Genomic DNA, 25,585 nt, shown 5'->3' with positions numbered 1-25,585 from the left:
GTCCTCATGACGCGCGGGAATCTGCCGGGGCCGCGCGGGCGCTGTCACCCTCCGTGTCGTCGAACCGTTCACCGCCGGGCGCCAGCCGCCCCAGGCCGATGGGCGCCGCCAGGCACGTGTCGGGGATGCCGAACGCGTCCACCAGTCCCACGGCGTCCGGGCGCAGCTCCTCGCACAGCTTCACGCGCTCCTTGCGGATGGCCTGGGCCTTGGGGGCGGTGAGCCAGCCGTGCTCCAGGAACCAGCCGCTGGCGGACTCCAGGCAGGACAGGCCGAAGAGGTCCGCCATGCGCCCCAGCACCGGCTTGAGGGACTCGTCCTGCACGTCCGCCACGCCGCGCAGGAACTGCTCCAGCACGATGCGCTCCACGCTCGCGTGCGCGAGGGCCAGCAGGTGCGCCTGCACCTGGTTGAAGGCGTCGAAGGCCTCCACGCCCGCGGTGAGCCGCTTGCGGATGCGCTTGGACACCGACGCGAGCAGGGCCTCCTCGCGGAAGCGCAGGGCGCGAAGCTGGAAGTCGCTGTCGCGCAGGTGGTCCGAGTCCGTGCGCCGGCCCGCGATGGGGTTGCGGTCCGTGAGCACCGTGGTGGCCTGATCCACGAGCAGGCGCAGCACGGCGAACACGCGGTCGTCCTCGAAGCGCTGGCGGTAGCCGGTGAGCAGGCCCTTGGCCACCAGCTGCATGAGCACGGTGTTGTCGCCCTCGAAGGTGGTGAACACGTCCGTGTCCGCCTTGAGCGAGGAGAACCGGTTCGCGGTGAGGTAGCCCTGGCCGCCGCACGCCTCGCGGCACTCCTGGATGGTGGCGGTGGCGTTCCATGACGCGTAGGCCTTGAGGCCCGCGGCCAGCGCCTCCACCTCGCGCGCGTCGTCCTCCGTGCGGTGGACGTAGCGGTCCACCAGGTACTCCAGCGCGAAGTCCACCGCGTACGCCTTGGCCACGAGCGGCAGGAGCCGCAGCTGATGCGCCTGGTGGTCCAGGAGGCGAACCTCGGGCGCGCCCTGGGGGCCGAACTGGCGGCGCAGGTCGCCGTAGCGCACGGCGATGGTCAGCGCGCTCTTGGCCGCGCTCAGGGACGCGCACGCCACGCTCACGCGGCCCGCCACCAGCGCGCCCAGCATGGTGAAGAAGCGCTTGGAGTCGCCGGTGATGGCGGAGGTGTATTCCCCGGCCTCCGTCACCTGTCCGTAGCGGTCGAGCAGGTTCTCGCGCGGCACGCGCACGTGGTCGAACCACAGCCGGCCGTTGTCCACGCCGTTGAGGCCCATCTTCTCGCCGCAGTCCTCGATGCGGATGTTCGGCAGGACCTTGCCGTGCTCATCGCGCAGCGGCACGAGCAGCGCGTGCACGCCCAGCCGTTCACCGTCCACCTCCAGCTGCGCGAACACAGTGGCGATGCGCGCGTGGCGGGCGGCGTTGCCGATCCACTCCTTGCGAGCGGTCTCCGACGGCGTGTGGAGGATGAACTCGCGCGTGGCCGCGTCGTAGCGGGCCACCGTCTCGCAGTCGCGCACGTTGGAGCCGTGGCCCAGCTCGCTCATCGCGAAGCAGCCGGGCAGCTCCAGGGTGGCGACCTTGGGCAGGTACTGCTGGTGGTGCCGCCGGGTGCCGAGGAACAGGATGCTGGAGCCGAACAGGCCGAAGTGCACGCCCGCCTTGATGACGAGGCTCAGGTCGAAGAAGGCCATCGTCTCGAAGGCCGCGATGAACGCGCCCAGGTCTCCGCCGCCCTCGCGCCCCTTGGGGTAGGCGAGCAGGCCCAGGCCGTCATGGGCCAGGTGCTTGAGCCAGTCGAAGACCTGGTCGCGGTAGGCGGTGGTGGACAGCCCTTCCTTGTAGCGGAAGTCCGCGTCCTCCAGCCAACCGCGCACCTGCTGCCGCACGTTCGCGTAGGTGCGCTCCAGCACGGCGTTCATCGCGGCGGGGTCGAAGGAGGCCGTGTGCGAGCGGGGCTCCGCGCGCGGGACGCGCGACGCCTTGGGCACCAGCGAGCGCACCGCTTCCTTGCCATCCACGCCCAGGGTGGCCTCGATGGAGGCCAGGGCCTGGGCCAGCTCCGCCGGGGAGATGCTCAGGGGCGCCTCGCCCGCGAGCGCCTGGGCCAGCTGCACGCCCAGCTCCGCCAGGTTCTGCCGTGGGCTGGTGGCCAGCTTCTCCGCGGTGGCGCGGATGTGCTCGCGCACGATGGAGAGCTCGCGGGGCGGCGGCGGACGCAGCGGATCCACCCAGAGGGCCAGGACGGAGCTGGACTTGAGGTCCAGCCACGGCTGGGAACGGGCGGCGGCGCCCAGGGCCCGGAGCTCATCGCTGGTCAGCTCGCCGTCCGTCCACGCGATGTAGAGCATGGGGACCAGCGGCGCGAGGCTGGGCAGGGACAGGAGCTCCCGGGCGGAGGGGCGAGAAGGGGCGTCGAGCATGCGGGTCTCTCCAGGCGACGGGCCGAAAAGACGGCAGTGTTGCCACCGTGGAAGGCTCCGGCAACGGTGGAATGGGCACCTGTTCACCGGATGGAGCGGGCGGGCAGGCGATGGCTGCCGCAGGCCGTCCGGCGTCCCTAGCTTGCGGGTGCCATGAGCGAGCTGATGGACGCATTGCTGCCCCAGCCGGGAGCCCACGGGTTCGACGGCAGTGACGAGACGCGCAAGCATGAGATGCAGGGGCCGTTCGAGCTGCCACCGGGGCCGGAGGGCTTCTCGTTCGCGCTCTACCAGTCCACGGGCGTGGGGCTGTCGCCGGGACACCGGATGCACCTGCTGGAGAACAGCCAGGTCTTCGACCGGATGTTGGAGGACATCCGCGCGGCGAAGCACAGCGTGCACATGCTCGTGTACATCTGGCGGCCGTGTGAGCTGTCGGACCGGTTCGTGGAGGCGCTGACGGAGCGCTCGCGCGCGGGCGTGCAGTGCCGCGTGGTGGTGGATCCGATTGGCAGCGAGGAGACGTCCGGGGACAAGGACTTCGATCAGCAGATTGAAGGGCGGCTGACGGATGCGGGCGTGGAGGTGCACTACTACCGGCTGCTCGCGGGCAAGGTGCTGGGACGGCTGTTCAGCCGGTCGCACCAGAAGATCGTCGTGGTGGACGGGCGCATCGCGTACACGGGCGGCTTCGGCATCTGGAAGGTGTGGGAGGGGGACGGGCTGAGGCCGGACAACTGGCGCGACACGCACATCCGCGTGGAGGGGCCAGAGGTGCGCCGCATCCAGGTGACGTTCTCCAAGCACTGGATTGAATCAGGCGGGGGGTTCCTGCCGCGCGAGTGCTTCCCGGAGCTGAAGGCGGACGGGGGCGGGTGCGCGGCGTTCATCGACAGCTCCGGGCGGTTGGGCATCACCGAGGCGGAGCGGATGATGCGGGTGGTGATCGCGGCGGCGACGAAGCGGTTGTGGATCGCCAACGCGTACTTCACGCCGCCCAACGACATCCTGGAGCAGTTGGAGGAGAAGGTCCGGCAGGGCGTGGACGTGCGGGTGATGGGGCCGGGGCCCAATCACGACGTGCCGGTGGTGCGCGCGTCGCAGCGGTCCACGTATGAGCGGCTGCTGGCGGCGGGCGTCCGCATCTGGGAGTACCAGCCGGCGATGCTGCATTCGAAGACGATGCTGGTGGACGACGGGTTGTGCGTCGTGGGTTCCACGAACCTGGACTCACTGTCGCTCAACAAGTTGAGTGAAGGGTCGCTGGTGTTCGAGGACAAGGAGATCGCCGCGAAGATGGAGAAGTGCTGGGAGAAGGACGTGCGGCACTCGAAGGAGATTTCGCTGGAGAACGGCGGCCGGACGAACCCGTGGCGCAGGTTCGCGCGAAGGGCCACGCAGTGGGCGGGGCACGACCGGTAGGCCTCAGCGGTGGGAGGTGACGCCCACCTGCCGGCAGTAGGGGAGGACGGGACAGGTGGAGCACTTGGGCCGCGAGCCGGTGCACACGTGCTTGCCGAAGGGGACGAGGAGCCGGTTGAGCTCCACCCAGTAGGGGCGGGGGAGGACGGCTTCGAGCGCGGCGAGCGTGCGTTCCGGGGTGGAGGCGTTCACGTAGCCCCAGCGGTTGGTGACGCGGTGGACGTGGATGTCCACGCTGATGACCTCATGGCCGCAGGCGATGCCGAGCGCCAGGTGCGCGCACTTGGGGCCCACGCCCTTGAAGGACTGGAGCACGTCCGGATCCGCGGGGAGCTGGCCGTTGAACTCGTCACGCGTGCGCACGGCGATGGCGTGGACCTGGTGGGCCTTGCCTTCGTGGAAGGTGACGGGGCGGATGAGTTCGTCGATCTCCGCGGGAGTGAGGCGCGCGAGGGCTTCGGGTGTGTGGGCGCGGCCGAGGAGCCGGAGGGCCGCGGGGAGGCTGACCTCATCGAGCGTGCGGATGGAGAGGATGCACGCGATGAGCTGTTCGAAGAGGGAGCCATGGCCCTTCGCGGCGAGCTCGAACATGGCCGCGTCGGCGAAGGCGCGGACCTCATGGCGCACGCGGCGGAGGACTTCTTCGATGTCGAAGGGGCGCTTGTCCGTGTCCGTGCGTGAGGGCGCGGCGTGCGCGGTGCGGGCGCTCTGGGCGCGCGGCGCCCGCCGTGGACCTGCCGTCGTCGTGGACCGGGACTGCTTCTTGACCGCCATGCGGGCCTCCTGACCTGGGAAGTTGGGTCCGGAGGGCGTGACCGGCCGAGCGCACCTGCCGGGCCGGTGGGCGGGCGGTCAGGCGGACTGGGGCAGGTTCAGCGCATACCAGCGGTCGCAGCCGAAGTGGCCGGTGCGGCCCATGGGGGCGCAGAGCGGTTCGAAGCCGACCTTGCGGTAGAGCTTCTGGGCCTGCTCCATGCCCGCGAGCGTCTCCAGGTAGCACTGCCGGAAGCCAGCGCTTCGCGCGAACTCCAGACAGTGTCTCAACAAGCGCTCACCCATGCCGTGGCCTCGGGCCGTGGGCAGGAAGTACATCTTGCGCAGCTCGCAGACGTCCGGCGCTCCTCCGTCCAGCGGCGCGATGCCCGCGCCTCCCACCACCTGGCCCCCATGCTCCACCACGAAATACGCGTGCCGGGGACGGCTGTAGGCCGCGCTCATCGCGTTCACCTCCGGGTCGTGGATCGCGAACCCCGGACCGTCCGCTCCGAACTCCGGCATCACCGCGCGGATGACCGCCGCCATCGCCGCGTCGTCCCGGGCCTCGATGGGCCTCAACGTCAGTTCCGTGCTCATGGCGCGCACCGTCCCATGACTCAAGCCCGCCGGCCAGCGGCGCCGGGTGTGCACGTGTGCAGCGCCCTGCACAACCGCCACGCGCCTGATACACCCCGGTGATTTCCAATCCCTTGTCCTTCCAGGGCATCCTGCGTGGCACGGTCGTTGTAGAGGGGGAAGTTCCATGTACTGTTCCGCCTGCCGACAAGAACGCCTGGGAAGCGCGTCCCAGTGCGTCGTCTGTGGCAATCGTCTCGCCGCCCGCGCCAGAGCCGCCGTCGAGGCCGAGCTCGCGCACGTCCACTTCCTCCTGGATGAGGTGCGACGCTGGGACCCGCACGATGTGCCGATCCACGTCGGCCGCCGCCTCACCGAGCGCTACGAGCGACAGGCCCGCGTCCTCCTCTCCATCCTCACCGAGACGCCCGTCGAGGCGCTGGCCTCCGCGCCCGTCGAGCCTCGTGAAGCCGTGGCGGCTCCGTCAACGGGGGAGGGCGCTGTCGCCCTCGGCCCCGTGACGATTCCCTCCGTGGATGCCGCTTCCACCGAGCCCCCTGTCGCGCAGACCGTGACCTCCGACACCGCGGAGGACTCCGTCCCTGCCGCGCACGTCGCCGTCGCGGAGGCTCCCGCTGATCAAACTGCCGCTCCTGATGTCGCTGCCGTCGCGCACTCTGCTCACGTTGTCGCCACTGACGCTGTCGCCGCTTCGAATGCTTTCGCCGCTGTCCCTGACGCTTCCTCGACTCCTGCCGCCACGGGCTCCTCGTTCCACTTCAACTCGCTCGACCTCATCGCGTGTCTGGGCATCGCCTCGCTGTCGGATGGTTCGGCGGCTCGCCGGCTGACCGCCGCGCGGGTGTCCGCCGAGTCCAGCTCGGAGGCCGTGAGCGCGGCACGCGCGTCCTCGGCCCGCCGGCTGCCTCCGAACCCGGGCGAGCCGTTCATGGAGCCTCCTGCTCCGAAGAGCCGCACCGCCCGCCTCGTCGAGGAGACCTCCTCGTGGAGCCGCGTGTGGCGGCCGTTCCTCTACGAGAGCATCGCGTGGTTCATCGGCGCGTTCCTCATCCTCTCCGGCACGCTCTACTTCGTCTTCGAGTCCTGGGACGGGATGACGTCCGTCACCCGCTCGCTCACCGTCTTCCTGATGACCGTGGGCTACTCCGCCGGCTTCTCCGTGTGGGGCGGCTACCTCGCCCGCCGCGACTCGCTCCGCAAGCCGGGCCACATCCTCGGCCTCATCGGCGCCGCCGTGGCTCCGCTCGGCGGCGTCGCGCTGGGGCCCCTGGGATTGGGCGACGCCCTCCAGCTCGACGGCGTGAGCCCCCTGCTGCTCGTGCCGCTGCTCTTCGTCTGGGCCGGCGCCGCCGCCTGGCTCGCCCGAAAGCCCGTCGACTTCTTCGATGCTCCCTCCCGCCCGTTCATCCAGCTGGGCCTCGTCGGCGCCACGCTGATCATGGGGCTGGCTCCGCTGGCCGCGCGGCTGGGCGCTCCGGCGGTGTGGCTCAACACCCTGCCGTGCATCCTCTTCTTCCTGCTGTCGAGCAAGGCCCCCTCCACGCCTCGCAAGAGCAGGGTGCTCGCCTTCACGCTCGCCGCGCCCCTGTACCTCACCGCGCTGTTCGCCATCCGGTTGCACCTGGGGCTGAGCGCCGCGGGCACCTCTGTTCCTCCGGGAACCTACGCGCCCTTCGCGGCGTTCCTGCTCGCCACCTGCCTGCGCTTCCGCACGCTCGAGGAGAAGCGCGCCGCGGATCCGCTCGCGGTCATCACCATCGCGCTCCAGGTGGCCTGCCTCGCGGGCGCCATCGTTGGCACCAAGCCGGCCTTCTTCTTCACCGCCGCCATCTTCACCGGCACGCTCGTGTCGCTGTCTCGCGGCCCCGTGAACCGCCTGCCGTGGCTCTACCCGGCGTACGCGGGCGCGTACTTCAGCTATGCGACCAGCGCGCAGTTGGTTCCGCATGCCCTCACCCTGCTCATCAACGCCATCAAGACGCGCATGGGCTACCCGCCCTCGGCGCCGCTGCCCTTCCAGTATGGCGCGCTGACGGCCCTGCCGTTCGTGCTCGCGGGGCTCGTGCTCGCGTTCTTCTGCCAGAAGCGCGGCGAGCGCGCCGGTGACGCGCGTTCCCTGGGCATCGCCGACGTGCTGCTGCGCGCCACCACCTGGGCCGCGCCCGCGTTCGCCCTCTTCGGACACCTGGGCCCCGACTCGCGCCCGGCCTTCTTCGCCACGCTCGCGCTGGCCGTGATGTCCCTGGGCGCGGGCTTGCTGTTCAAGCGCTTCCCGCTGTCGGCCGTGGGCTCGGTGCTCTTCGCCGTGCTGCCCTTCTCCGCCCTCCGCCTCTTCGACATGGGCACCGCGGCCGTCGTGGCGGGCGTACTGGCCCTGGGGCTGGCGGGGATTGCCTGGCGCCTCGTTGATGAACGCACGCAGCGCTTCGTCTCCGCCGTCGTCGGCGTCATCGCGACATGCGGGTTCGCCATCGCGCTCGGAACGTCTTCTGTTGTCGCCGCGCCCGTCGTGGGCATGACGCTGGGGAGCACGGGCGTCCTCCTGGTCGCGTTCCGGCTGCGCGACGAGCGATACCTGGCCTACGGCGCCTTCCTCGCGGGTGCCATCCTTCCGAAGCTCGCCGGAGCCCACTCCACGCAGGCGCTGGTCGCGGCGATGGTGGGCGGCTCGCTGGTGCTGGCGCTCCTGGGCGAGCGCGGCGGTCTGCTCAAGCGGTTCGGCGTGCCGGGCCTCCTGTACGCGGGGCTCGCGGTGGTGTGGGGCCTGTCCGACAAGACCTTCATGGGGCCCGTGCTCGTCACTGCCGCCGCGACGGTGGCGGTGGCCTCCCGCGGCATCCCGGGCGTGCGGCCGTTCGCGGTCGTGTTCGTGGGCCTGGCGCTCCTGCCGGACATCCCGGACCTCTACACGGCGTGGGGCCTGTCGCCGGGACTGTCGGTGGTGCTGCTCATCACCGCTTCGCTCCTGGGCTCCGTCGTCGCCGCGCGCAAGGGCCGCAGCGGCAGCACCACCGTCGCGGGCATCCTCGCGCTCATCCTGCCGCTGGTGCCCCTGGGCCTGGCCCGCTCCGGTGATCATTCCCTGTTCCTGATGGGCGCGGCGCTGGCGGCGCTCTTCACCGCCCGCACGCTGCCCGTGGCGCTGGGGATGGTGCTGGCCACCATCGAGGCCGCCGTCGCGGTGCACACGGCCGGCCCGCTGGCCCTGCTGGGGCTCGCCGCGTTCCTCAGCCTCCTGGCGCTCCTGGACGACGTGCCCGCAGTGCGGCGCATGGCCTCGGGCGGCGAGTCCTTCGTCAGCGTCTCCTCGCTGGGCGCGATGACGGTGCTGGCGCTCTCCTCCTACGCATGGCACGGGCACGCGCTGTCCCAGGTCCACGGCGCCATTCCGCTCGCGCTCATCGGGCCCGCGCTGCTGCCTCTGGTGTGGACGCGCGCGCTGCGCCAGCCCTTCGTCGCGGCGCTGATGGTGCTCTACGGCGCGCTCACCCTGACGGCCTGGAGCCCGCCGCCCCTGTGGACCGCGCTGCTGCCGCTCTTCCCGCTGCTCGTGGTGCGCGTCGTGGAGCACGTGCCCGCCGTGGCCTCGCTGCTCCTGCGCTCGCGCGAAGAGGGCCCCCGCCACGAGTTGTCCAAGGGGATGCAGGTGGCGGTCGCGTGCCTGGGCGTACTGGTGCTGGCGTTCTCGGAGCACTGGCTGAGTCAGCGCACGGCCCTCCTCTGCGCCATCGCGCTGGTGCCCATGACAGGCCCGCTGCCTTCCGTGCGCGTCATCGCCGCGTCCCTGCTGGCGCTGTTCATCCCGGAGGCGCGGCCCTGGGCCACCGGCCTGCTGCTGGCCCTGGCGCTCGCGGAGCATCACGCGCCCCAGGCCCTGGCCACCTTCTTCCGCGGCCCGCGTGACCAGGCGCTGCGTGCTTGCGCCACGGGCTCGGCGCTGGGCGTGGCGGCCATCTCCACCTTGGTGTCGCCGACGCCGGGCTCGCTGGCCGTGCTGGGCGCGGTGCTGCTGGTGGCCGCGTTCCTGCTGTCGCAGCGCTGGCTGCTCACGGCGGCGGTGGCGGCGTTCGCGCTGGCGCCGCTGGGTCAGACGGAGACCCTGCCGGTGGGCATGTGGCGTCCCGAGGGCGCGCTGCTCGTCGCGGCCGTGGGGCTGGCCGCCGCGCTGCTGTCCGCGCTGTGCCAGTCCGGCGCCGTGCAGCGCGCGCTGACGAACGCCACCGCGCGTCTGACGCCGGGCATCGAGGGCACCTGGAGCGAACCGCTGTGGGCCGGCGGCGCTGGCACCGTGGCGCTGCTCGTGGGCGTGCGGCTGTTGGAGATGGGGCCGGGCGAGCTGACCCTGCCGGTGGCGCTGGTCGCGGGCGCCGCGTCGCTCACGCTGATGGTGACGCGCGAGCGCTGGATGATGAACGTCGCCACGGCGCTGCTCGGCCTGGTGCTGGTCGCCGCCGTGCCGCCGCTGTGGGCTCCGGCGGCGGTGGCGGGCACGGGCCTGCTGCTGGCCGTCGCGGGCTTCGCGCTGGACAAGCGCGGCGTGGAGGTGGGCGCGGCCCTGCACCAGGGGGGCGCGCTGATGGCGCTGGTGTCGCTGGGGGGCCTGCGCTCGCTCACGCATCCGGGCATGCCGCTGTGCGTGTTCTTCGCGTGGGCCACCGCGTGGGTGGTGGTGCTGCGCCGCCGGGACCGCGAGTGGGTGGGGTGGCTGGCGTCCCTCTTCGCCGTGCACGCCTTCCTCCTCCACTACGCCGCGACGCACTCCACCGGCCGGGGCGCGGAGTTCATCCTCCCGTACTTCGGCGCGGCGACGGCGCTGCTCGCCACGCTGGTGCTGTCCGTGGCGGGCAAGGCGGTGCGCGGGCGCATGGGGCGGGCGTTCTCCCTCGTCGCGCTCGTGGAGGTGCTGTTCGCGGTGCTGGCGGTGCGCCTGCCGGGCGGCGCGTCGCGCGAGGCGTGGGTGGCGTGCGGCGGGCTCGCGGTCCTGCTGTTCGCCCTGGTGCGCCACGCGGCGCGCGAGGAGGACGAAGCCGCCGCGTGGCTTGCTCAGGCGGCCGTGGCGATGGGCTACTTCTGCGTGCGCTTCATCGGCCTGGACGCGCGCCCCGACGCCGCGGACAGCCTGGTGTCCATCCTCGGGGGGGCGGCCTTCACCGGCCTGTACCTCTTCGTGCGGCGTGAGGGCGCGGGCCGTCAGGCCTTCCGCCGCCCCGCCATCGCGGGCGCGTGGTTCTTCCCGCTGGCGGGCCTGCTGACGGTGCCCTGGAGCCAGCCGTTCGTGGCGGTGGCGCTGCTCGTGGGCTACGCGGCGCACTTCGCGGCGCTCGGGGCGCTGACGCAGCGCAAGGGGCTCGCGTCGCTGGTGTCCGTCGCGGCCTTCAACACGGCGCTGTACTTCGTCTGGCTGGGCACCGGCTCCGGCGAGCCGCAGTACTACGCCATCCCCGCGGGCCTCTCCCTGCTCCTGCTCCTGCGCGTCTTCCGCAAGAGCCTGTCGAGGGACGCCTACGCGCAGCTGCGCGCCCTGGCGGTCACGGGCATCTACGTGGCCGGCGCGTGGAAGCCGCTGCTCTTCAACGACGGCGGGGCGATGCTCCTGTGCGTGTTCCTCTGTCTGGTCGGCGTGGGGGCGGGCATCGCGCTGCGGATCCGCTCCTACGTGTACCTGGGCTCGGCCTTCCTGGTGACGGCGGTGGCCGCCAACCTGGTGCGCTTCGGCATGCGCGACCACCGCATGGGCGCCGCGTTCCTGTCGCTGCTCGGCCTGGCGGTGGTGGGATTCATGGTGGTGCTCAGCGCCCACCGCGCCACCCTGCTCCAGAAGTACGCCCGGGTGCGCGACCTGCTCGCGACCTGGGAAGGATGATCCCTGTTTGAAGTAAAACGATTCCGGGGTTGAATGCGCCCGTCTTCACCCCCGGAGGACTTGTTGCTGCTGCGCCGTTCGTCGCTCGTCACCCTGATGTCGTTGGGCTGCCTGGTGGGTTGTGCGCACGTCCCGGACCGCGCGCCCCACGTGGCGGTGGAACTCCCAGGCGCGGCCTCCGTCACGCCGCCCGTCGTTGAAGCACCGAGTGTCGCGCCGGTGGGCGCGGAGGGCGCACTCGGGGTGAAGGCTGAAGCGCCCCCGCCACTGGCCTTCGTGACGCCGGAGGGCAGCGAGGGTCTGGCGGCGTTGCTGGAGGCGGAGCCGCCCCCGGTGCCGGAGGAGGCGGGCGTCATCGCGGCGGCGCTGGAGGCGGCGGCGCTCCTCACCGGACCCACGCAGGGGCCGGGCGGCTTCTGGGACGAGCTGCTGCCGCCGCCGTCGAAGCTGGCGCGCGGCATCGTGGCGCGCGCGGCGCAGCTGGTGGGCTCGCGGCGGTTGGACCGCTCGGTGCCCAATGACTGTTCAGGGCTGGTGCGGCTGGCGTACCTGCAGGCCGGCATCGACCTGGTGGCGCACGGCTTCCTCGCGGGCGAGAACGCGGTGACGGGCATCTTCCGCCGCGCGCAGGCCGCGGGCGCCGTGCACCGGCTGAACCCGCGTCCGGGCGACCTGGCGTTCTTCAAGGAGACCTACGACCGCAACCGCGACGGCAAGCGCAACGACGGCATGACGCACATCGCGGTCGTGGAGTCCGTGGCGCCGGATGGCACCGTGACGTTCATCCACCGGGGCGGCAAGGGCGTGGCGCGCAGCCGCATGAACCTGGCGTTCCCCACGGTCCACAGGCTGAGCTCCGGTGCGCTGCTCAACGATTTCATCCGTCCGGCGAGCAAGGGGATGCGCGCGTACCTCGCGGGTGAGCTGTTCGTCGCGTTCGCCTCGCCTGGAGGTTTGTAGTCTCACCGCAGCCGCAAAGGCATACGGGGCGCCTGTTTGAATCCTTGCGCGGGTGTGGCGTCATCCCGTGCATGAGACTGCCCCTGCTCCTGGGAAGCCTGTTGCTGTCGTCCGGCTGCATCGTGGCGGAGACGCGTCCTTCGCGTCCGCCTCCAAGGCCGCCGCCGTCCCGCCCCGTGGCGATGAGCTACGACGAAGCCGTGCGGCGCGGGTTCGACCAGTGCCGCGCCCGCGGCTACCGCTGCGAGCTGAAGGAGGCGCACCTCACCGGCAACAACGTGTGGAAGGTGAAGATGCGCGTGGATGGCCGGGGCGAGAAGGGCCACCTGCACCTGGACTACGACGCGTTCTCGCGCCAGCTCATCAGCGTGAACGACAAGGTGAAGGACCGGCGGGGCCGCGACTGGGACGACGATGACGACTGGGACGGCCCGGGGCGTGGCAAGAAGAAGGGCCACGCGCACCGGGACGACTGAGGCGCTTCAGCGCGAGGCCTCCTCCAGCAGGGCCTCGGTGTGGTCGAGCAGCTCCGTTCCACCGGGCTGCTCATGGCCGGGGATGATGACGCGGGCGTTGGGGAAGTGCTCGCGCTCGCGCTGGAGACTCAAGGGCCATGCGGCGACGTCCGCGTCCTCCAGGTTGCCCAGGTTCTTCGCGTGGGCATCCTTGATGAAGCAGCCACCGTAGAGGATGCCCGACGCCGGGTGCATGACGACGAGGTTGTCGGGCGAGTGCCCCGCGCCGGGGAAGAATACCGACAGCGGTCCGAAGTCCTGCGCATCCTTCAGCCGCTGCGAGGGGACGGGGTTGCCCTGCTTGCTCGCGCGGAGCGCCGTGTCCTCGCGAGCGTGGACGGGGATGCCCTGCGCGTCGAGCGTGGGGATGCCGCCCGTGCGGTCGAGGTGGAAGTGCGTCACCAGCGCGGCGCGCACGGGATGATGAAGCGTGTCCCGGGCCCAGGTGAGCAGCGCCCGGGAGTGCTCCGGCGTCCAGCCCGTGTCGACGAGGATGGACGTGTCACCGTCCTCCACGAGGAGCCCGTTCGCGGTCACGCCCGCCCAGTCCCCGCCCGCTTCCGTGACATGCATCCACACGCCCGGGGCCATGCGTTTCACACGCACGTCCTTCGCGAGCACGAACTCCTCCTGGGAAGGGGGAGGAGGCACGGAGGGCGTGGAGGCGCAGGCCGTGACGAAGAACAGGAGGATGCCGAGGCGAAAGGGATTCATGGGGTTCCTGTGAGGGGAACAGCAGGGAAGGCCCGTCGCGAGTGCAAGCGGTATGCACAACGGATCCGCCGCGCGCTGGCAGGGATGTCCCGTGCAGCGCGTGGTCTGCGTGACACACACGCGTCCGTGAAGCCACGCCGAGGTCCTCGAGAGGTCCGGCGGATCAGGGCGCGGACTTCTTCTTCAGTTCCTCGACGGCCCGGTTGAACGTCTGCGGGTTGCAGGCCTTGCCGCTTGGAGGGGTCTCCGCCGCGCGCGTGAGGGCGGGCAGGGCGCTGGGGTCGCCCAGGCTCGCCAGCCGCAAGGCGGACTTCGTGCGCACGGCGCAGTCGCTGGAGGCCAACGACGCGGAGTAGAGCCGCACCCAGTCCAGGCCCTCGGTGGCCTTCGAGTCCAGATAGCGCAGCGCGCCCCACTGCTTCGTCGAGGGTGCTCCCCGGGCCAGGGACTCGAAGTGGGCGCGCACCGTCGTGACGGGCAGCGCCTCCAGGGCCCGGCGCGCGGAGAGGTCCTTCTCGTTGTCTCCGAAGTCCTCGGCCAGCCCGTCCAGGAGCTGCGCCTCCACGGCGTCCCGGCCTTCCTTGTCCAGGCCCTGGATGAGGGCGTGCTCGTCGTTGTGCGCGCCCGCCATGTGCTTCGCCGCCGCGCGCAGCCGGGTCGTCTCCGCGTCCTTCGGCGCGCCGGGCGCATCCAACCGCTGAAGCGCTTCCCTGGGCTTGCCGTCCTTCAGCAGGGCTCGCGCCTGCACCCGTGGATCATTCGCGTGCGCCATCCAGGCGGCACCCGCGACCACCAGCGCCAGCGCTCCGCCGGCACCCGCCATCACGCGCGGACGCTGCCGAAGGAAGGCCACGCCCTGGCTCGCCTTCGTGCGCAGGCCCGCGAGCGGCGACACCCGGGTCCCAGGCTCGGGGAGGCCCAGCACCGCGCCGAACGGCGAGCCCTCCGTCGCGCGCGTCACCCGGTACAACTGCACCTTCTCATCGCGTCCGGGCAGGGGAATGGTGCCACAGGGCTCGGCGGGGGCCTCGGCGCGGTTGCGCACCATGTTCACGGCCTCGGTGAAGGTCACCTCGTCGGCGGCGGCCACGTGCTCCACCGCCTTCACGACCTCCATCGGCTCGCCGAGCACCGCGTCGTTGGTCACCAGCACCTCGCCCGAGTGCAGGCACACGCGGATGTGGAGCTGGTGCTCGTCCGGCACCGTCTGGTTGTAGCGCCACAGCGCCTGCTGCATGGCCATGCCGCAGCGGATGGAGGCGGAAGGGGCGCGGAAGACCGCGAGCAGCGCGTCGCCGCGCTTCTGCACCAGCCGTCCGTCGTGCTCGCGCACCAGCGGCATCAGCAGCCGGTCGTGCGTGTCCAGCATCCGCGCGTTCTCCTCGTGCGTCTGCCGGCTCATCCGGTCGGTGAAGCCCTGGATGTCGGTGAGCATCACCGTCACGTTCTGGGCCTTCGTCACCGCCGCGCCGCCCGTCACCGCCCCCAGCGAGCCCGAGATGCGGGCCGTGCCGAACGCCGCCGTGCCCGTGCGCGGCGCCGACTGCGCCGGGGGCGCCGTCACGGAAGGGCCCCCCGGCGCCTGCGCCACGCCGAACGCCGCCGTGCCGGAGCCCGGGCTCGCGGGCGCCGCGGGGGGCACGCCGAACGCCGCCGTGCCCGAACCGGGGACCGCCGGCGCCGCGGGGTTCACGCCGAACGCCGCCGTCCCGCTGGAGGGCGTCAGGTTCGTGGAGACCACCGGCGTGCCCTGACTGGGGGTGAACGCCATCAGCGCCGCGTGCGCCAGCCCCAGCGCGTCCGCCAGCTCGTTCGCCGTCTGCGGACGCTTCGCCGGGTCCTTGTCCAACAGCCGCATCACCAGCGACAGCAGCCCCACGTAGCGCGACAGCTGCGGGGCCGCGCGGTCCAGCGGCAGCGGCGCGTGCGAGGCGTGCTGCGACAGGAAGTGGCGCGGCGAGGGCCCGTCGAACGGCAGCCGTCCGGACAGCACGCGGTAGGCCAGCACCCCGAAGGAGTACAGGTCGCTGCGCGTGTCCACCTTCGCGCCCACGGCCTGCTCCGGGGACAGGTACTCCGGCGTGCCCAGCACCACGCCCACCTGGCTGAGCGCGCTGCCCGCCTCGGGCTCCACCAGCCGCGCGATGCCGAAGTCCAACAGCCGCGCCTGCTCCCCTCGCGCGGACGGGGAGATGAGGACGTTCTCCGGCTTCAGGTCGCGGTGGATGATGCCCTTGTCGTGGATGGCGGCCAGGCCTTCCGCCAGCTGCTGGAGCAGCGCCAGCGCCCGGGGCGCGAACAGCGGGCCGCCCTGGAGCGCGTCATGGAGGCTCTGCCCCTCCACGAACTCCATGACCAGGCACGCGGCGTCACCGGACTGGCCGAAGTCCACGATGCGCACCACCGCCGGGTGCTCCACCGCGGAGAGGAGGCGGGCTTCGCGTTTGAAACGCTCGGCCATGCCGGCCTGTGCGTGCAGGTCGTGGTGGAGGACCTTGATGGCGACCTTGCGGCCCAGGGAGACCTGTTCGCCCAGGTACACCTCACCCATGCCCCCAGAGCCCAGGGGCTTGAGAACCCGGAATCGACCGTCGAGGACCAGTGCGTCGGGGGCCAGCACGGCGCGGCATCTTGCACGGCTTCCGCCTTGGGCGCATGACGTTCCTCTGGGACGGAATCACCTGGGAAACGCCTGGGTATGCCGTGCCCCGCCGCCTGCCTCCCAGGCAAGGGTTTGCCTAAAAATTCCAGGGCTTAGGGGTCATGGTAGCCTCCCGAACCCTCACCGATGGCCACCGATAGCGAGTCCCCCAAGCCCGCCGCGCCCGCATCCGGCGCCGCCCCCGAGCTGCGCCTGTTGGATCGGCGTGCGTTCGTGGGCTTTCCGGCCTTGGAGGTCCAGCCCGGGCTGCGCATCGCGGACTTCGCGCTGCAGATTCCGGACGTCAGCTTCCCGTTCAACGTCAGCGCGGGCGCCACGCGCTACCAGCGCAAGAAGCTGCTCTTCGGCTTCCTGGAGCTGACGGTCGACGCGGACCTCGTCACGCGCAAGGTGGCGGAGCTGGCCGGGCGGCTCGCGGGCGTGGAGGAGCTGCGGCTGCACTTCCGCCCCGGCTACCTGGAGGGCCAGGGCCGGCTGCCCGCGCCCGAGCGCACGCCGTTCACGTTCAAGATCGCCTTCGACGCGGACGGGGACAAGCTGGCCGTCTATCTCTACGACGTGCGGCTGTATGGCTTCTCCGCCACGCCGTCGGTGCAGCTGCCGGGCCTGTTGTCGGAGGCCGTGGGCGCGCTGGGCCTGTTGCCGGACGTGGAGGTGCGCGGCGCCACCGGCTTCTCCACGCGCGTGCTGCCCGCGCTGTGCGAGCTGGCCGCGCTGAGCCGGGGCTACAAGGTGCCCACGCTGGACACCGCGCGCCTGTCCGCGGCGGAGGTCTCCAGCACCGGCCTGCGGCTGCGCTTCGCCGCCGGAGGCTTGCCGCCGCCCGCCGCGCCGGATGAAGAGCTGATGCTGGCGCTGGAGGGCGCGCGGGCCTTCGCGGACGCGGAAGGACTGGTCGCGCAGGGACGGCTCGCGGAGGCGCGGCAGGCGTACCTCCAGGCCGGTGACGCGCAGGACGCGCACCCGTTCGCGGCGGAGCGTTTGCTGGCGCTGCTCGTGGCGGATCCGCAGGCGCATGACCTGGCGCTGGATGTGGCGGCCACGCTGTCGCGCCGTCGCGACCGCAGCCCCGCGGCGCTGTGGGGTGAGGCCGTGGTGCGCGAGCGCCGGGGCGAGGGGGCCCGCGCGGCGGAGCGCTACCTGGCGCTGTGCGCGCTGGCCCGCCGCACGTCGGAAGAGGCCGCCGCGTTCTTCGCCGCCGAGGCCGCCGCGCGCTCCTCGCGGGACACCGCGCCCCAGGTGGCGGTGAAGGCGCTGCATGAGCTGCTGGGGCTCAAGCCGGACCACCTGCCGTCGTTGAAGGCGCTGGCGCGCGCGTCGGACCAGGCGCGCGACCGGGCGGGCGCGGTGCGGGCGTACCGGCGGCTCGCGGCGCTGGCGCGCGACCCGTTGGAGGCCGCGGACGCGCACGTGCACCTGGCGCGGCTGTGCGCGCAGACGGAGGACGACATCGCGGGGGCCCGGCTGCACTGCGAGGCCGCGCTGCGCCTGTCGCCGGATCAGCCGGACGCGCTGCTGTTGCTCGGGGAGCTGTGCCACCGCGGCGGTGAGCACCTGCGCGCGTTGAAGGCGCTGGACCGGCTGCGCGAAGTGTCCATGGCGCGCCACGAGCTGGACCGCGTGGGGCAGGCGGACCTGCTCGCGGGCCGCGTGTGGGAAGAGGGCCTGAAGCAGCCGGAGAACGCGCTGCTGCGCTACCGCGAGGCCGTGTCGCTGCTGCCCGGTGAGCCGGAGCCGCTGTTCGCCTCCGCGCGGGTGGCGGAAGGGCTGGGCCGGTTGCAGGAGGCCCTGAGCGGCTATCAGCAGGCGTTGGAGCTGGCGGGGCCGGCGCCGCGCTCGGAGAGCGTGCGTCACGCCGCGCATGAGAGCCACCACGCGCTGGCGCGGCTGTCGCGCACGAAGCTGGGGGACCCGGCGCGCGCGCGCGAGCACCTGGAAGCGGCGCTCGCGTTGGATCCGCGCGACGCGGTGGCGCTGGATGAGCTGATCCCGTACTTCCGCGTCACCGGCCGCTCGCAGGAGCTGGCCGAGGCGCTGGAGAAGGCCGCCGCCCTCAAGGAGGAGCCGAAGGCCCGCGCCGCGCTGTGGGCCGAGGCGGGCGAGCTGTACCGGGGCAAGCTCCAGCAGGCGGACAAGGCCGACAAGCTGCTCACGCTCGCGCTGGAGGCGGACGGCGACCACCGGCCCGCGCTGGAGTCGCTGCTCGCGCTGGCCGAGGCTCGACGCGACGGCGCGCAGCTGACCCGCTGCCTCGCGGCGCTGGCGCGGCTGACGGTGGAGCCGAAGGAGCGGGCGCAGAAGTACCGCCGGCTCGCGGTGGCCGCGCGCGACCTCGCGTTCGATCTGGACCTCGCCGTGCACGCGTTGCAGGAGGTGCTGCGCGCGGAGCCGGACGACCTGCCGTCGCTGGGCGAGCTGTGCGCGTTGCAGCGCAAGCGCTCCGACCTGGCGGGACTCGCTACGGCGCTGGAGGACCGCGCGCGGGTCGCGGAGGCGCAGGGCGACAAGCGGCTGGCGGCGGCGGCGCTGCGGGAGCTGGCCGGCGTGCTGGAAGCGCGGCTGGGTCGCGTGGGCGACGCGCTGGTGGCGCTGGAGAAGGCCGCCCGGCTGGCTCCGGACGCGGCGGTGCTGCTGGACCTGGCGGACCTGAGCCTGCGCTGCGAGCGGCCCGAGCACGCCCGGCGCGCGCTGGAGTCGCTGCTGGCCACGCTGCCGCGCACCGCGGCCCCGGAGAAGCTGGCGGACGTGCGCGCGCGGCTGGGCCGTGCGTGTGAGCTCCTGGGAGACCGCGAGGGCGCCATCGCAGCGTACGCGCAGGCGTTCCCGCTGCGGCGGCTGGACGACCAGCTCGCCACGCGGCTGGAGGCCCTCTACACGGAGGCCGGTGAGACGCAGGCGCTGGCCGAGCTGTGGGCCACGCGCGCGCAGGCGCTGGCGGGCGCGGACCGGGCGGAGGAGGCGGCGCCGCTGTTCCTCCAGAGTGCTCGCGCGCTGCTGGAGCGCGGGGAGAAGGCCGCCGCGTTGATGCGCCTGGCCTCCGCGCTGGAGGCCAGCCCCGAGGGGCCGCTCGCCGCGGAGGTGCTGGAGGCGCTGGCCGAGCTGGAGCTGGAGCGCGGCGAGAAGCTGGAGGCGGCGCGGCTGTACGCGCGGCGGGCCACGCTGGTGCCGGATGCCCGGGCGGGCGCGAAGCTGCTCTTCCGCGCGTCGCTGCTGGCCGCGGGCACGAGCCGCGAAGAGGCCTTCCTCGCCGAGGCGCTGGAGCGCGACGCGACGTTCGCGCCCGCGCGCATCCGCCGGGGCGAGCTGCGGCTGCCCACGGACGCCCGCGCCGCGTTGGAGGATTTCGAAGCGGTGCTGTCGCTGCCGCCCGCGGACGTGGATGCCCCGCGCGAGGCCGAGCGCGTGGCCCTCACGCGCAAGGCCGCCACCGCCGCCGTGCGCGCGAACCGCACGGACGCGGCCCGGCGCCTGCTCGCGGAGTACTGCGCCCGCACGCCGGAGGACCTGGACGCGCGGCTGGAGCTGGCCGCGCTGCACCGCAAGGCCGGCGCCCGCGAGGCCCTGGCGGACCTGCTGGTGGAGCTGTGGCCGCGCCTCTCCGGCGACGCCCGCCGTCAGGCCCGCCGCGAGCTGTCCGAGCTGTGCCTCGCCCTGGGCCGCGCGAGCGCCGCGGCGGATTCGCTGCGCAGCCTGCTGGCGGAGGAATCGCAGGACGCGTGGGCGGCGCAGGCGCTGCTGGAGCTGCTGCCTCCGCCCGGCACGGGCACGCCGGAAGAGGAGTCCGAGCGGCTGGAGCTCCTGGGCACGCTGGTGTCCGCCGCGGCGGGTGAGGCTCGCGCCGAGCTGCTCGCGCGCCGGGCCGCGTTGCACCGGAGCGCTGGCCGCACGGGGCCAGCGCGCGACGATTGCGCCCAGGCCGCGAAGCTGTCGCGCCGTCCCGCGCCGCTGCTCCTGATGCTGGCGGAGCTGGCGCGCGAGGCGTCGGACGCGCCCGCCGAACTGGACGCGTGGCGCCGCGCCGTCGCCGCCGACGCCAGCCTGGGCGCCCGCGCCCGGGAGCGGCTGCTGGCCCTGGCCACCGTCCTGCTGGAGAAGGACGAGCGCGCCTCCGCTGGGGACGCGCTGCGTGCCGCCATCGCGCTGGAGCCGTCCGCCGACGCGCGGTGCGATGCCTTCTTCCAACTGGCGGAGCTGGCCCGCCGCGAAGGCAATCCCGCGGACGAAGCCGCCGCGCTGGCCGAGGCCGCGCGCCAGGGGCCCACCGCCCGCCGCGTGGAGGCGCTCCTCCTGCGCGCCTCCCTGTTGGAAGGCCGTGGCGAGCGCGAGGCCGCCGCGAGCGACCTGGAAGCCGCGCTCACCCTGGCGCCGCGCCACGAGGAAGCCACGCAGGCGTTGCAGCGCGTGCTGCGCGACCTGGAGGACTGGGCCCGGCTCGCGGAGTTGCTCGCCGCCGAGGCGCCCCACGCGTCGCCCGCCGTCGCCGCGTCGCTGTACTCGGAGCTGGCGAGCCTCTATCTCGACCGGCTGGGGCACGGCGCGCCCGCCGAGGCCGCGCTGCGACAGGCGCTGCGGCTGACCCCGGCGGACGCGGCGGTGCGCCGCCGGCTGGTGTCGCTGGTGGCCGGTCGCGGCGAGCTGCTGGAAGCCGCGGGGCTGCTCGAGGCCGCGGCGGAGGACGCCGAAGCCGCCGAGGCCGCGGCGCTGCTGCGCGAAGGCGTCACCTACGCGCGGCAGGCCCAGGAGCTGGACCGGGCGCTGGCCCTGGCGCGTCGCGCGCATGAGCGGGTGCCCGCGAAGGGCGAGGACCTGGCCACGCTGGCGGACCTGCTCTACCTGCGCGGCGCGGTCCGCGAAGCCCTGCCGTTGCAGGAGGCCCTGGTCCAGGCGGCGGACTTCCGCGCGGCTCCGGAGGTGGCGGAGGCCATGAGCCTTCGCCTGGGCGACCTGGCGGAGCAGGCCGGCGACGTGAAGCGCGCGGTGGCCGCGTACCGGTATCTGCTCACGCAGCGTCCGCTGTGCGAGCGCGCCGTGGAGCGGCTCGCCGCGCTGCTGGAGCGCGACGACCCGCGCGGCGCCTTCGAGGTGCGCGTCGCCCACGCGCGCGTGCTGGCGCCGTCCGAGGACACCGTCGCGCGGCTGGTGTCGCTGGCGGAGCAGGCGCGCGCGGCGCTGGCGGACGCGGGCATCGCGGCGTCGCTGCTCTCGCACGCGGCGAAGATGGCGAAGGAGCCGCTCCCGCTGCGCCGCCGGCTCGTCGCGCTCTACCGCGAGACGGGCCGCACGTCGGAGCTGCTGGCGGAGCTCCAGCCGGTGGCCGCGCTCAGCCTCCAGGCCGGGGACGTGGACGCCGCGCTCACGGCCTACGACGAGGAGGCCCGGCTCGCCGAGTCGCTGGGCCGCGCGGACGAGGCGCTGCGCGCGCTCGCCAACGCCCGCGACCTGCTGGCCGATGAAGACCGCAACGCGGAGGCCGCCGCGTGCGAGCGCCGCCGCGCGGAGCTGCTGCGCGACGTGAAGCTGGACCTGAACGCGGCCGAGGCCTCGCTGGAGCGCGCCTTCGGGTTCGCCGCGGAGCTGGACACCGCGCGCATGGGCGCGGCCCTGGCCGAGCGCCGCGACGACGCCTCCGCCGAAGCGCGCTGGTGGGAGCGCGCGCTGCCCCGGATGACGGGCACGCGCGAGGGCGCGGCGGTGCTGCTGCGCCTGGCCCGTCTGCACCTGGGGGAGCTCGCGGACGCGCCGAAGGCGGAGGGCTTCCTGCGCCAGGCCCTGCGCCAGGACCGGTGGCTCACCGAAGCGGAGAACCTGCTCGCGGAGCTGCTGGAGCGGGACGGCCGGCTCGCGGAGCTGGCCGCGTGGTACGAGGAGTGCGCGGAGTCGGAGCTCGACGCCGACCGTCACGCCGCGCTGCTCCTGCAGGCCGCGGTCCTCTACCGCGACCGCGCGAACAAGCCGGAGGCCGCCGCCGCCGCGCTCATCGCCGCGCGCGCCGCGAAGCCGGACGACCTGAACCTGACCGCGCAGGCGGCGGAGCTGTTGCACCAGGTGCGCCGCCCCGCGGACGCCGCGGAGTTCGACGCCATCCTCCTGGAGGCGGATCCATTCCAGGAGCCCGTCTTCACGCGCCACCGCGCCTTCCTGGAGGAGAACGACGAGCGCCAGGCCCTGGCCGAGCTGATGCTCCGCCGCGCCGAGCGCCAGACGCCCACCGAGGCCGCCAGGAGCTACCTGGCCGCCGCGCGCGCCTTCCGCGAAGAGGGGGCCCGCGAGCGCGCCATCCTCTGCGAGGACCGCGCCTTCGAGCTGGACCCCGCCAACGCGGAGGCCTTCCAGCACGTGCGCGAGCGCGCCGCCGGAGACGTGCGCCGGCTGGCGGACCTGCTGGGCCAGCGCGCGGAGGCCGTGTCGCCCACGGAGGCGCTGCCCCTGCTGCGGGAGCGGGCCCAGCGCCTGCTGGACGCGGGTGAAGCGCTCAGGGCCGCCGAGGCCTTCGATGACTATCTGGGCCGCGCGGGCGGCGACGTGGACGCCCTCTGCGCTCGCGCGGAGCTGGCCGCCCAGGGCGGAGGCCCCGCCGCCGCGCAGCCGTATGACCGCCGGGTGCTGGCGCTGGGCGGCGACTCGCTGCCGGTGCCGGTGCGCGTGCGCACGTGGCTGCGGCTGGGCCATGCGTCGCTCGCGTCGGGCGCGTTCCACGACGCGGCGGACGCCTTCGAGGCGGTGGTGTCGCTGGAGCCGGAGGGCGCGCGCGGCGGTGAGGCGCTGTCGCTGCTCGCGGAGGTGCACTCGCGCACGGGCAATGGCCCCGGCCTGTACCGGGCGTCGTTGCAGCTGGCGCGCAGGGCCCCGGACGCGGCGACGGAAGAGGTGCTGCTGCGCCGCGCGGCCGACCTCTTCGACGACCCGCGAGAGGCCATTGACGCGCTGGTGCCCCTGGCGCGGCTGCGCCCGGCGGACGCGGGCGTCATCGACCGTGCGGTGGAGGGCCTGCGCGCCCTGGGCCGCCACGGCGACCTGCTGGGCATCTACGAAGCGGGCGCGGAGGCCGCGGGAGGCTCGCGCGCCGCGGAGCTGCTGCTCGCCGCCGCGTCCGTGGCGAACGAGTCCCTGTCGGACGCGGACACGGCCTGGGCCCTCACGCGCCGCGCGGCGGAAGCGGATCCAGAGAACCCGTCCGCCCTGCGCGCGCTGGTGGACGGCCTGCGTGCGCGCAAGGCGTCCACGGAGCTGCTCGCCGCGCTGGAGCGGCTGATCTCCCTCACGGACGACGCGGACGAGTCCGCGGTGCTCCGGCTGGAGTTCGCGGGGCTGGCGAGGGACGCGGGCCGCGAGGACGCCGCTCGCGACGCGCTGGAGGCCGTGGTGGCGCGGGGCGCTTCCGGTGCCGGCTACGCCGACGCGCTGGAGGCCCTGGAGCCGCTGCTCGGTGATGCGCACGCGCGGCGCGCCGAGGTGCGCGTGGCCCGCGCGGAGCTCGCGTCGGGTGAGCAGCGGGTGTCGCTGCTGGTGGCCGCCGCGCGCGCCTTCGAGAAGGCCGGTCTGCTGGAAGACGCGCTCAAGGCCGCGAAGGCCGCCGTCGCCACGGAGCCGGACCTGCGCGCCGCGCTGCTCGTCGCGCACCTGCACCGCGCCTCTGGAGACGCGCCCCGTGCGGCCCGGGCGCTGCTGCAGGCCGCGCGGCTCGCCGCCCCGGAGGAGCGTCCGCCTCTGCTGCTGGAGGCCGCCGGCCTCTGGGAGAAGGCGGGGGAGATGGGCGAGGCGCTGGAGGTCATCGAGCGCATCGCCACCGACGCGCCGGACATGCTGTCCGCGTCGGAGCTGTCCGAGCGCTTCGCCCGCCTGGGCGCCTTCGCGCGCGCCGTGGACGTGGGCTTCGCGCCCGCCATGGCCGCGGGCGAATACACCGACGCGCTGGCCATGGCCGCGCAGGCGGGCGACGTGCCCCGCACGCGCGTGGCCCTCTGGGCCCTGTCCGCGCAGCCGGACGCGGACCCCGCCCACGCCCACGCCCTGGCGGACGGCCTGCGCGAGGACGCGGAGTGGGAGGGCCTGCTGGAGCTGGCGGCCCTGTCCTACGAGCGCGACGCCGCCTCCGCCGTGGCGCTGCGAGACGAGGTGCTGCGCGCCCGTCCGGCCCCGGTGCTCGCGCGCCTGCGCGCCCTGGAGGAGCTGGGCGGGGAGCCCGGCCTCGCCGCGCGCCTGATGCTCCTGTTGCCGGAGCTGGGCCTGGAGCCGGAGTCCCTGGCGGAAGAGGTGCTCACGCGCGTGCGCGCGCTGCCGGGGAACGCGCGGCTGGAGTCGCTGGCCTTCGCCGCGGACGGCTGGCCCGCGCGCCGCGAGGAGCTGCTGCGCGAGCGCTACGCCCTGGAACTCGAGCTGGGCCGCCTGGAGTCCGCGGAGCGCACGCTGGCGCTCATCGCCCAGGACACGAACGACGCGAAGGCGCGCGCGCTGCTGCACCTGGAGCGCGGTGAGCTGCTGCAGGGGCCGCTGGCCCAGCCCGCCGAGGCGCGCGAGGCCTTCGAGGCGGCCCTCTCCGACGACGCGGACAACCTCGCCGCCGTGCAGGCGCTGCTCGCGCTGGTGGACGAGGCGCGCGAGTCCACGGTGTTCCTCACGCTGGCGGACACCCTCGCGAAGCTCGCGGGCCCCGACGCGTGGGCGCCGTACCGCGAGCGCCTGGCGGACGCCTTCGAGGCGCAGCAGCGCTGGGCGGAAGCGGCCACGCAGCTGGAGCAGCTCGCGGACACGGACGAGCGGCTGGCCCGCCGCGTGAAGCTCGCCGAGGCGCGCGGCCTGGTGGGCGAAGCGCTGCGGCTGCGCGAGCGCCTCACGCAGGACCCCGCGGAGCTGGAGGGCATCCTGCGCGGCTACATGGACGCGCAGCTGGTGGGCCCGGCGGTGCGCCTGGCGGAGCGGCTCGCGGACGCCGGGCAGCTCACGCCCGCGCTGACCCGGTGGGTGACCGAGCGCCTCTCTCCGTCCCCGGACGGGGCGGTGCTCGCGGTGCGCTTCTGGCCCGCGCTCCTGCGCGAGAAGTGGCCGGACGTGGATGGCTGGACGCTGTACGCGGAGGCGCTGCACGCCCTGGGCCGCCCGGAGGCGGAGCGCACGGATGGCATTGGCGCCGCGCTCGTCGGCAGCGATGCCCCCGCGCCGCGCGCCCCCGTGTCCCGGCTGGAGCGCCCCGCGCAGGACTTCCAGCACCCGGAGCCTGCGGGCCTGGTGCCGGTGACGGAGGCGAGCCTCGCGCGGCTGCACGTCGCGCTGAGGCCGGTGCTCCAGTCGCTGGGCGCGGAAGGCGTGCGCGTGTCCGTGGATCCTCGCGGGGGTGTGGAGGCATACCTCACGTCGCCGGACGCGCTGGTGCTGGGCGCGGGCGCGCTCGGCTGCTTCGGCGCGGTGGAGCTGGGGTGGCTGTGCGCGCTGGCGCTGGCGCTGGGCTCGGAGGGCGTGGAGCTCACCCGCCCCGGCGCGGTGCTGGCGTGGGAGGCCGCGGCGGTGGCGGCCTGGCGCGCGATGCCCGCGTCGCTGGCGGCGGGGCGCGTGCTGGCGCGGCTGGACTCGGACGTGCGCGGCGGTGACCCCGCGGGCGTGGATGTGGGTGCGGTGCTCGCTCGCAGCGAGGCCTTCCGCCAATTGGCCCTGGCGTCGCTGGACGCCTAACCTGGGACGCG

General features: G+C 73.8%; 10 protein-coding genes. 5 read left to right on the top strand and 5 right to left on the bottom strand.

What is annotated here, in order from left to right; translation table 11 throughout:
• Window positions 1–4 precede the first annotated feature (4 nt).
• Complete coding sequence (locus KYK13_RS33910) at window positions 5–2,419, bottom strand: acyl-CoA dehydrogenase (RefSeq protein ID WP_223638349.1); 2,415 nt, start codon at window positions 2,417–2,419, stop codon at window positions 5–7.
• Window positions 2,420–2,572: 153 nt separating this feature from the next.
• Between KYK13_RS33910 and KYK13_RS33905 the strand changes: the two genes are divergently transcribed.
• The gene (locus tag KYK13_RS33905) at window positions 2,573–3,841 is read left to right on the top strand and encodes a phosphatidylserine/phosphatidylglycerophosphate/cardiolipin synthase family protein (RefSeq protein ID WP_223638346.1); all 1,269 of its coding nucleotides are present in this window, start codon (window positions 2,573–2,575) and stop codon (window positions 3,839–3,841) included.
• Window positions 3,842–3,844: 3 nt separating this feature from the next.
• Here the strand turns inward: KYK13_RS33905 and nth are convergent, their stop codons facing one another.
• Window positions 3,845–4,615, bottom strand: a complete 771-nt coding sequence (gene nth, locus KYK13_RS33900) for an endonuclease III (protein WP_223638343.1) — start codon at window positions 4,613–4,615, stop codon at window positions 3,845–3,847.
• A gap of 78 nt (window positions 4,616–4,693) precedes the next feature.
• Complete coding sequence (locus KYK13_RS33895) at window positions 4,694–5,194, bottom strand: GNAT family N-acetyltransferase (RefSeq protein ID WP_223638342.1); 501 nt, start codon at window positions 5,192–5,194, stop codon at window positions 4,694–4,696.
• A gap of 325 nt (window positions 5,195–5,519) precedes the next feature.
• On the opposite strand from KYK13_RS33895, the gene KYK13_RS33890 reads away from it, so the two are divergent.
• The 3 genes from KYK13_RS33890 (at window position 5,520) to KYK13_RS33880 (ending at window position 12,493) form a co-directional block, all read left to right on the top strand.
• The gene (locus KYK13_RS33890) at window positions 5,520–11,057 is read left to right on the top strand and encodes a hypothetical protein (RefSeq protein WP_223638341.1); all 5,538 of its coding nucleotides are present in this window, start codon (window positions 5,520–5,522) and stop codon (window positions 11,055–11,057) included.
• 33 nt (window positions 11,058–11,090) lie between these two features.
• Entirely contained in the window at window positions 11,091–12,017 is a 927-nt protein-coding gene (locus KYK13_RS33885) for a CHAP domain-containing protein (protein WP_223638340.1), read from the top strand.
• Window positions 12,018–12,088: 71 nt separating this feature from the next.
• Window positions 12,089–12,493, top strand: coding sequence for a hypothetical protein (locus KYK13_RS33880; protein WP_223638339.1), 405 nt, complete (start codon window positions 12,089–12,091; stop codon window positions 12,491–12,493).
• A 6-nt stretch (window positions 12,494–12,499) separates the two neighbouring features.
• Here KYK13_RS33880 and bla read toward each other — a convergent pair whose 3' ends face one another.
• Both bla and KYK13_RS33870 read right to left on the bottom strand, forming a co-directional pair.
• On the bottom strand, window positions 12,500–13,246 hold the full coding sequence (bla, locus tag KYK13_RS33875; RefSeq protein WP_223638338.1) for a subclass B1 metallo-beta-lactamase: 747 nt from the start codon (window positions 13,244–13,246) through the stop codon (window positions 12,500–12,502).
• Window positions 13,247–13,409: 163 nt separating this feature from the next.
• Entirely contained in the window at window positions 13,410–15,866 is a 2,457-nt protein-coding gene (locus KYK13_RS33870; protein ID WP_223638336.1) for a protein kinase, read from the bottom strand.
• Between the two features lie 168 nt (window positions 15,867–16,034).
• On the opposite strand from KYK13_RS33870, the gene KYK13_RS33865 reads away from it, so the two are divergent.
• Window positions 16,035–25,574: a flagellar hook-length control protein FliK gene (locus KYK13_RS33865; RefSeq protein WP_223638334.1), complete on the top strand. Its 9,540-nt coding sequence runs from the start codon at window positions 16,035–16,037 to the stop codon at window positions 25,572–25,574.
• The last annotated feature ends 11 nt before the right edge of the window (window positions 25,575–25,585 follow it).

The organism is Corallococcus sp. EGB (genome assembly GCF_019968905.1).
Lineage (GTDB): Bacteria > Myxococcota > Myxococcia > Myxococcales > Myxococcaceae > Corallococcus.
This window is presented reverse-complemented; position numbering and strand designations above follow the sequence as displayed.

What these genes read in the sequence shown, in the direction of transcription:
- KYK13_RS33910 (WP_223638349.1), bottom strand. Translation starts at nt 2,419, where the DNA reads ATGCTCGACGCCCCTTCTCGCCCCTCCGCCCGGGAGCTCCTGTCCCTG.
- KYK13_RS33905 (WP_223638346.1), top strand. Translation starts at nt 2,573, where the DNA reads ATGAGCGAGCTGATGGACGCATTGCTGCCCCAGCCGGGAGCCCACGGG.
- nth (WP_223638343.1), bottom strand. Translation starts at nt 4,615, where the DNA reads ATGGCGGTCAAGAAGCAGTCCCGGTCCACGACGACGGCAGGTCCACGG.
- KYK13_RS33895 (WP_223638342.1), bottom strand. Translation starts at nt 5,194, where the DNA reads ATGAGCACGGAACTGACGTTGAGGCCCATCGAGGCCCGGGACGACGCG.
- KYK13_RS33885 (WP_223638340.1), top strand. Translation starts at nt 11,091, where the DNA reads ATGCGCCCGTCTTCACCCCCGGAGGACTTGTTGCTGCTGCGCCGTTCG.
- KYK13_RS33880 (WP_223638339.1), top strand. Translation starts at nt 12,089, where the DNA reads ATGAGACTGCCCCTGCTCCTGGGAAGCCTGTTGCTGTCGTCCGGCTGC.
- bla (WP_223638338.1), bottom strand. Translation starts at nt 13,246, where the DNA reads ATGAATCCCTTTCGCCTCGGCATCCTCCTGTTCTTCGTCACGGCCTGC.
- KYK13_RS33865 (WP_223638334.1), top strand. Translation starts at nt 16,035, where the DNA reads ATGGCCACCGATAGCGAGTCCCCCAAGCCCGCCGCGCCCGCATCCGGC.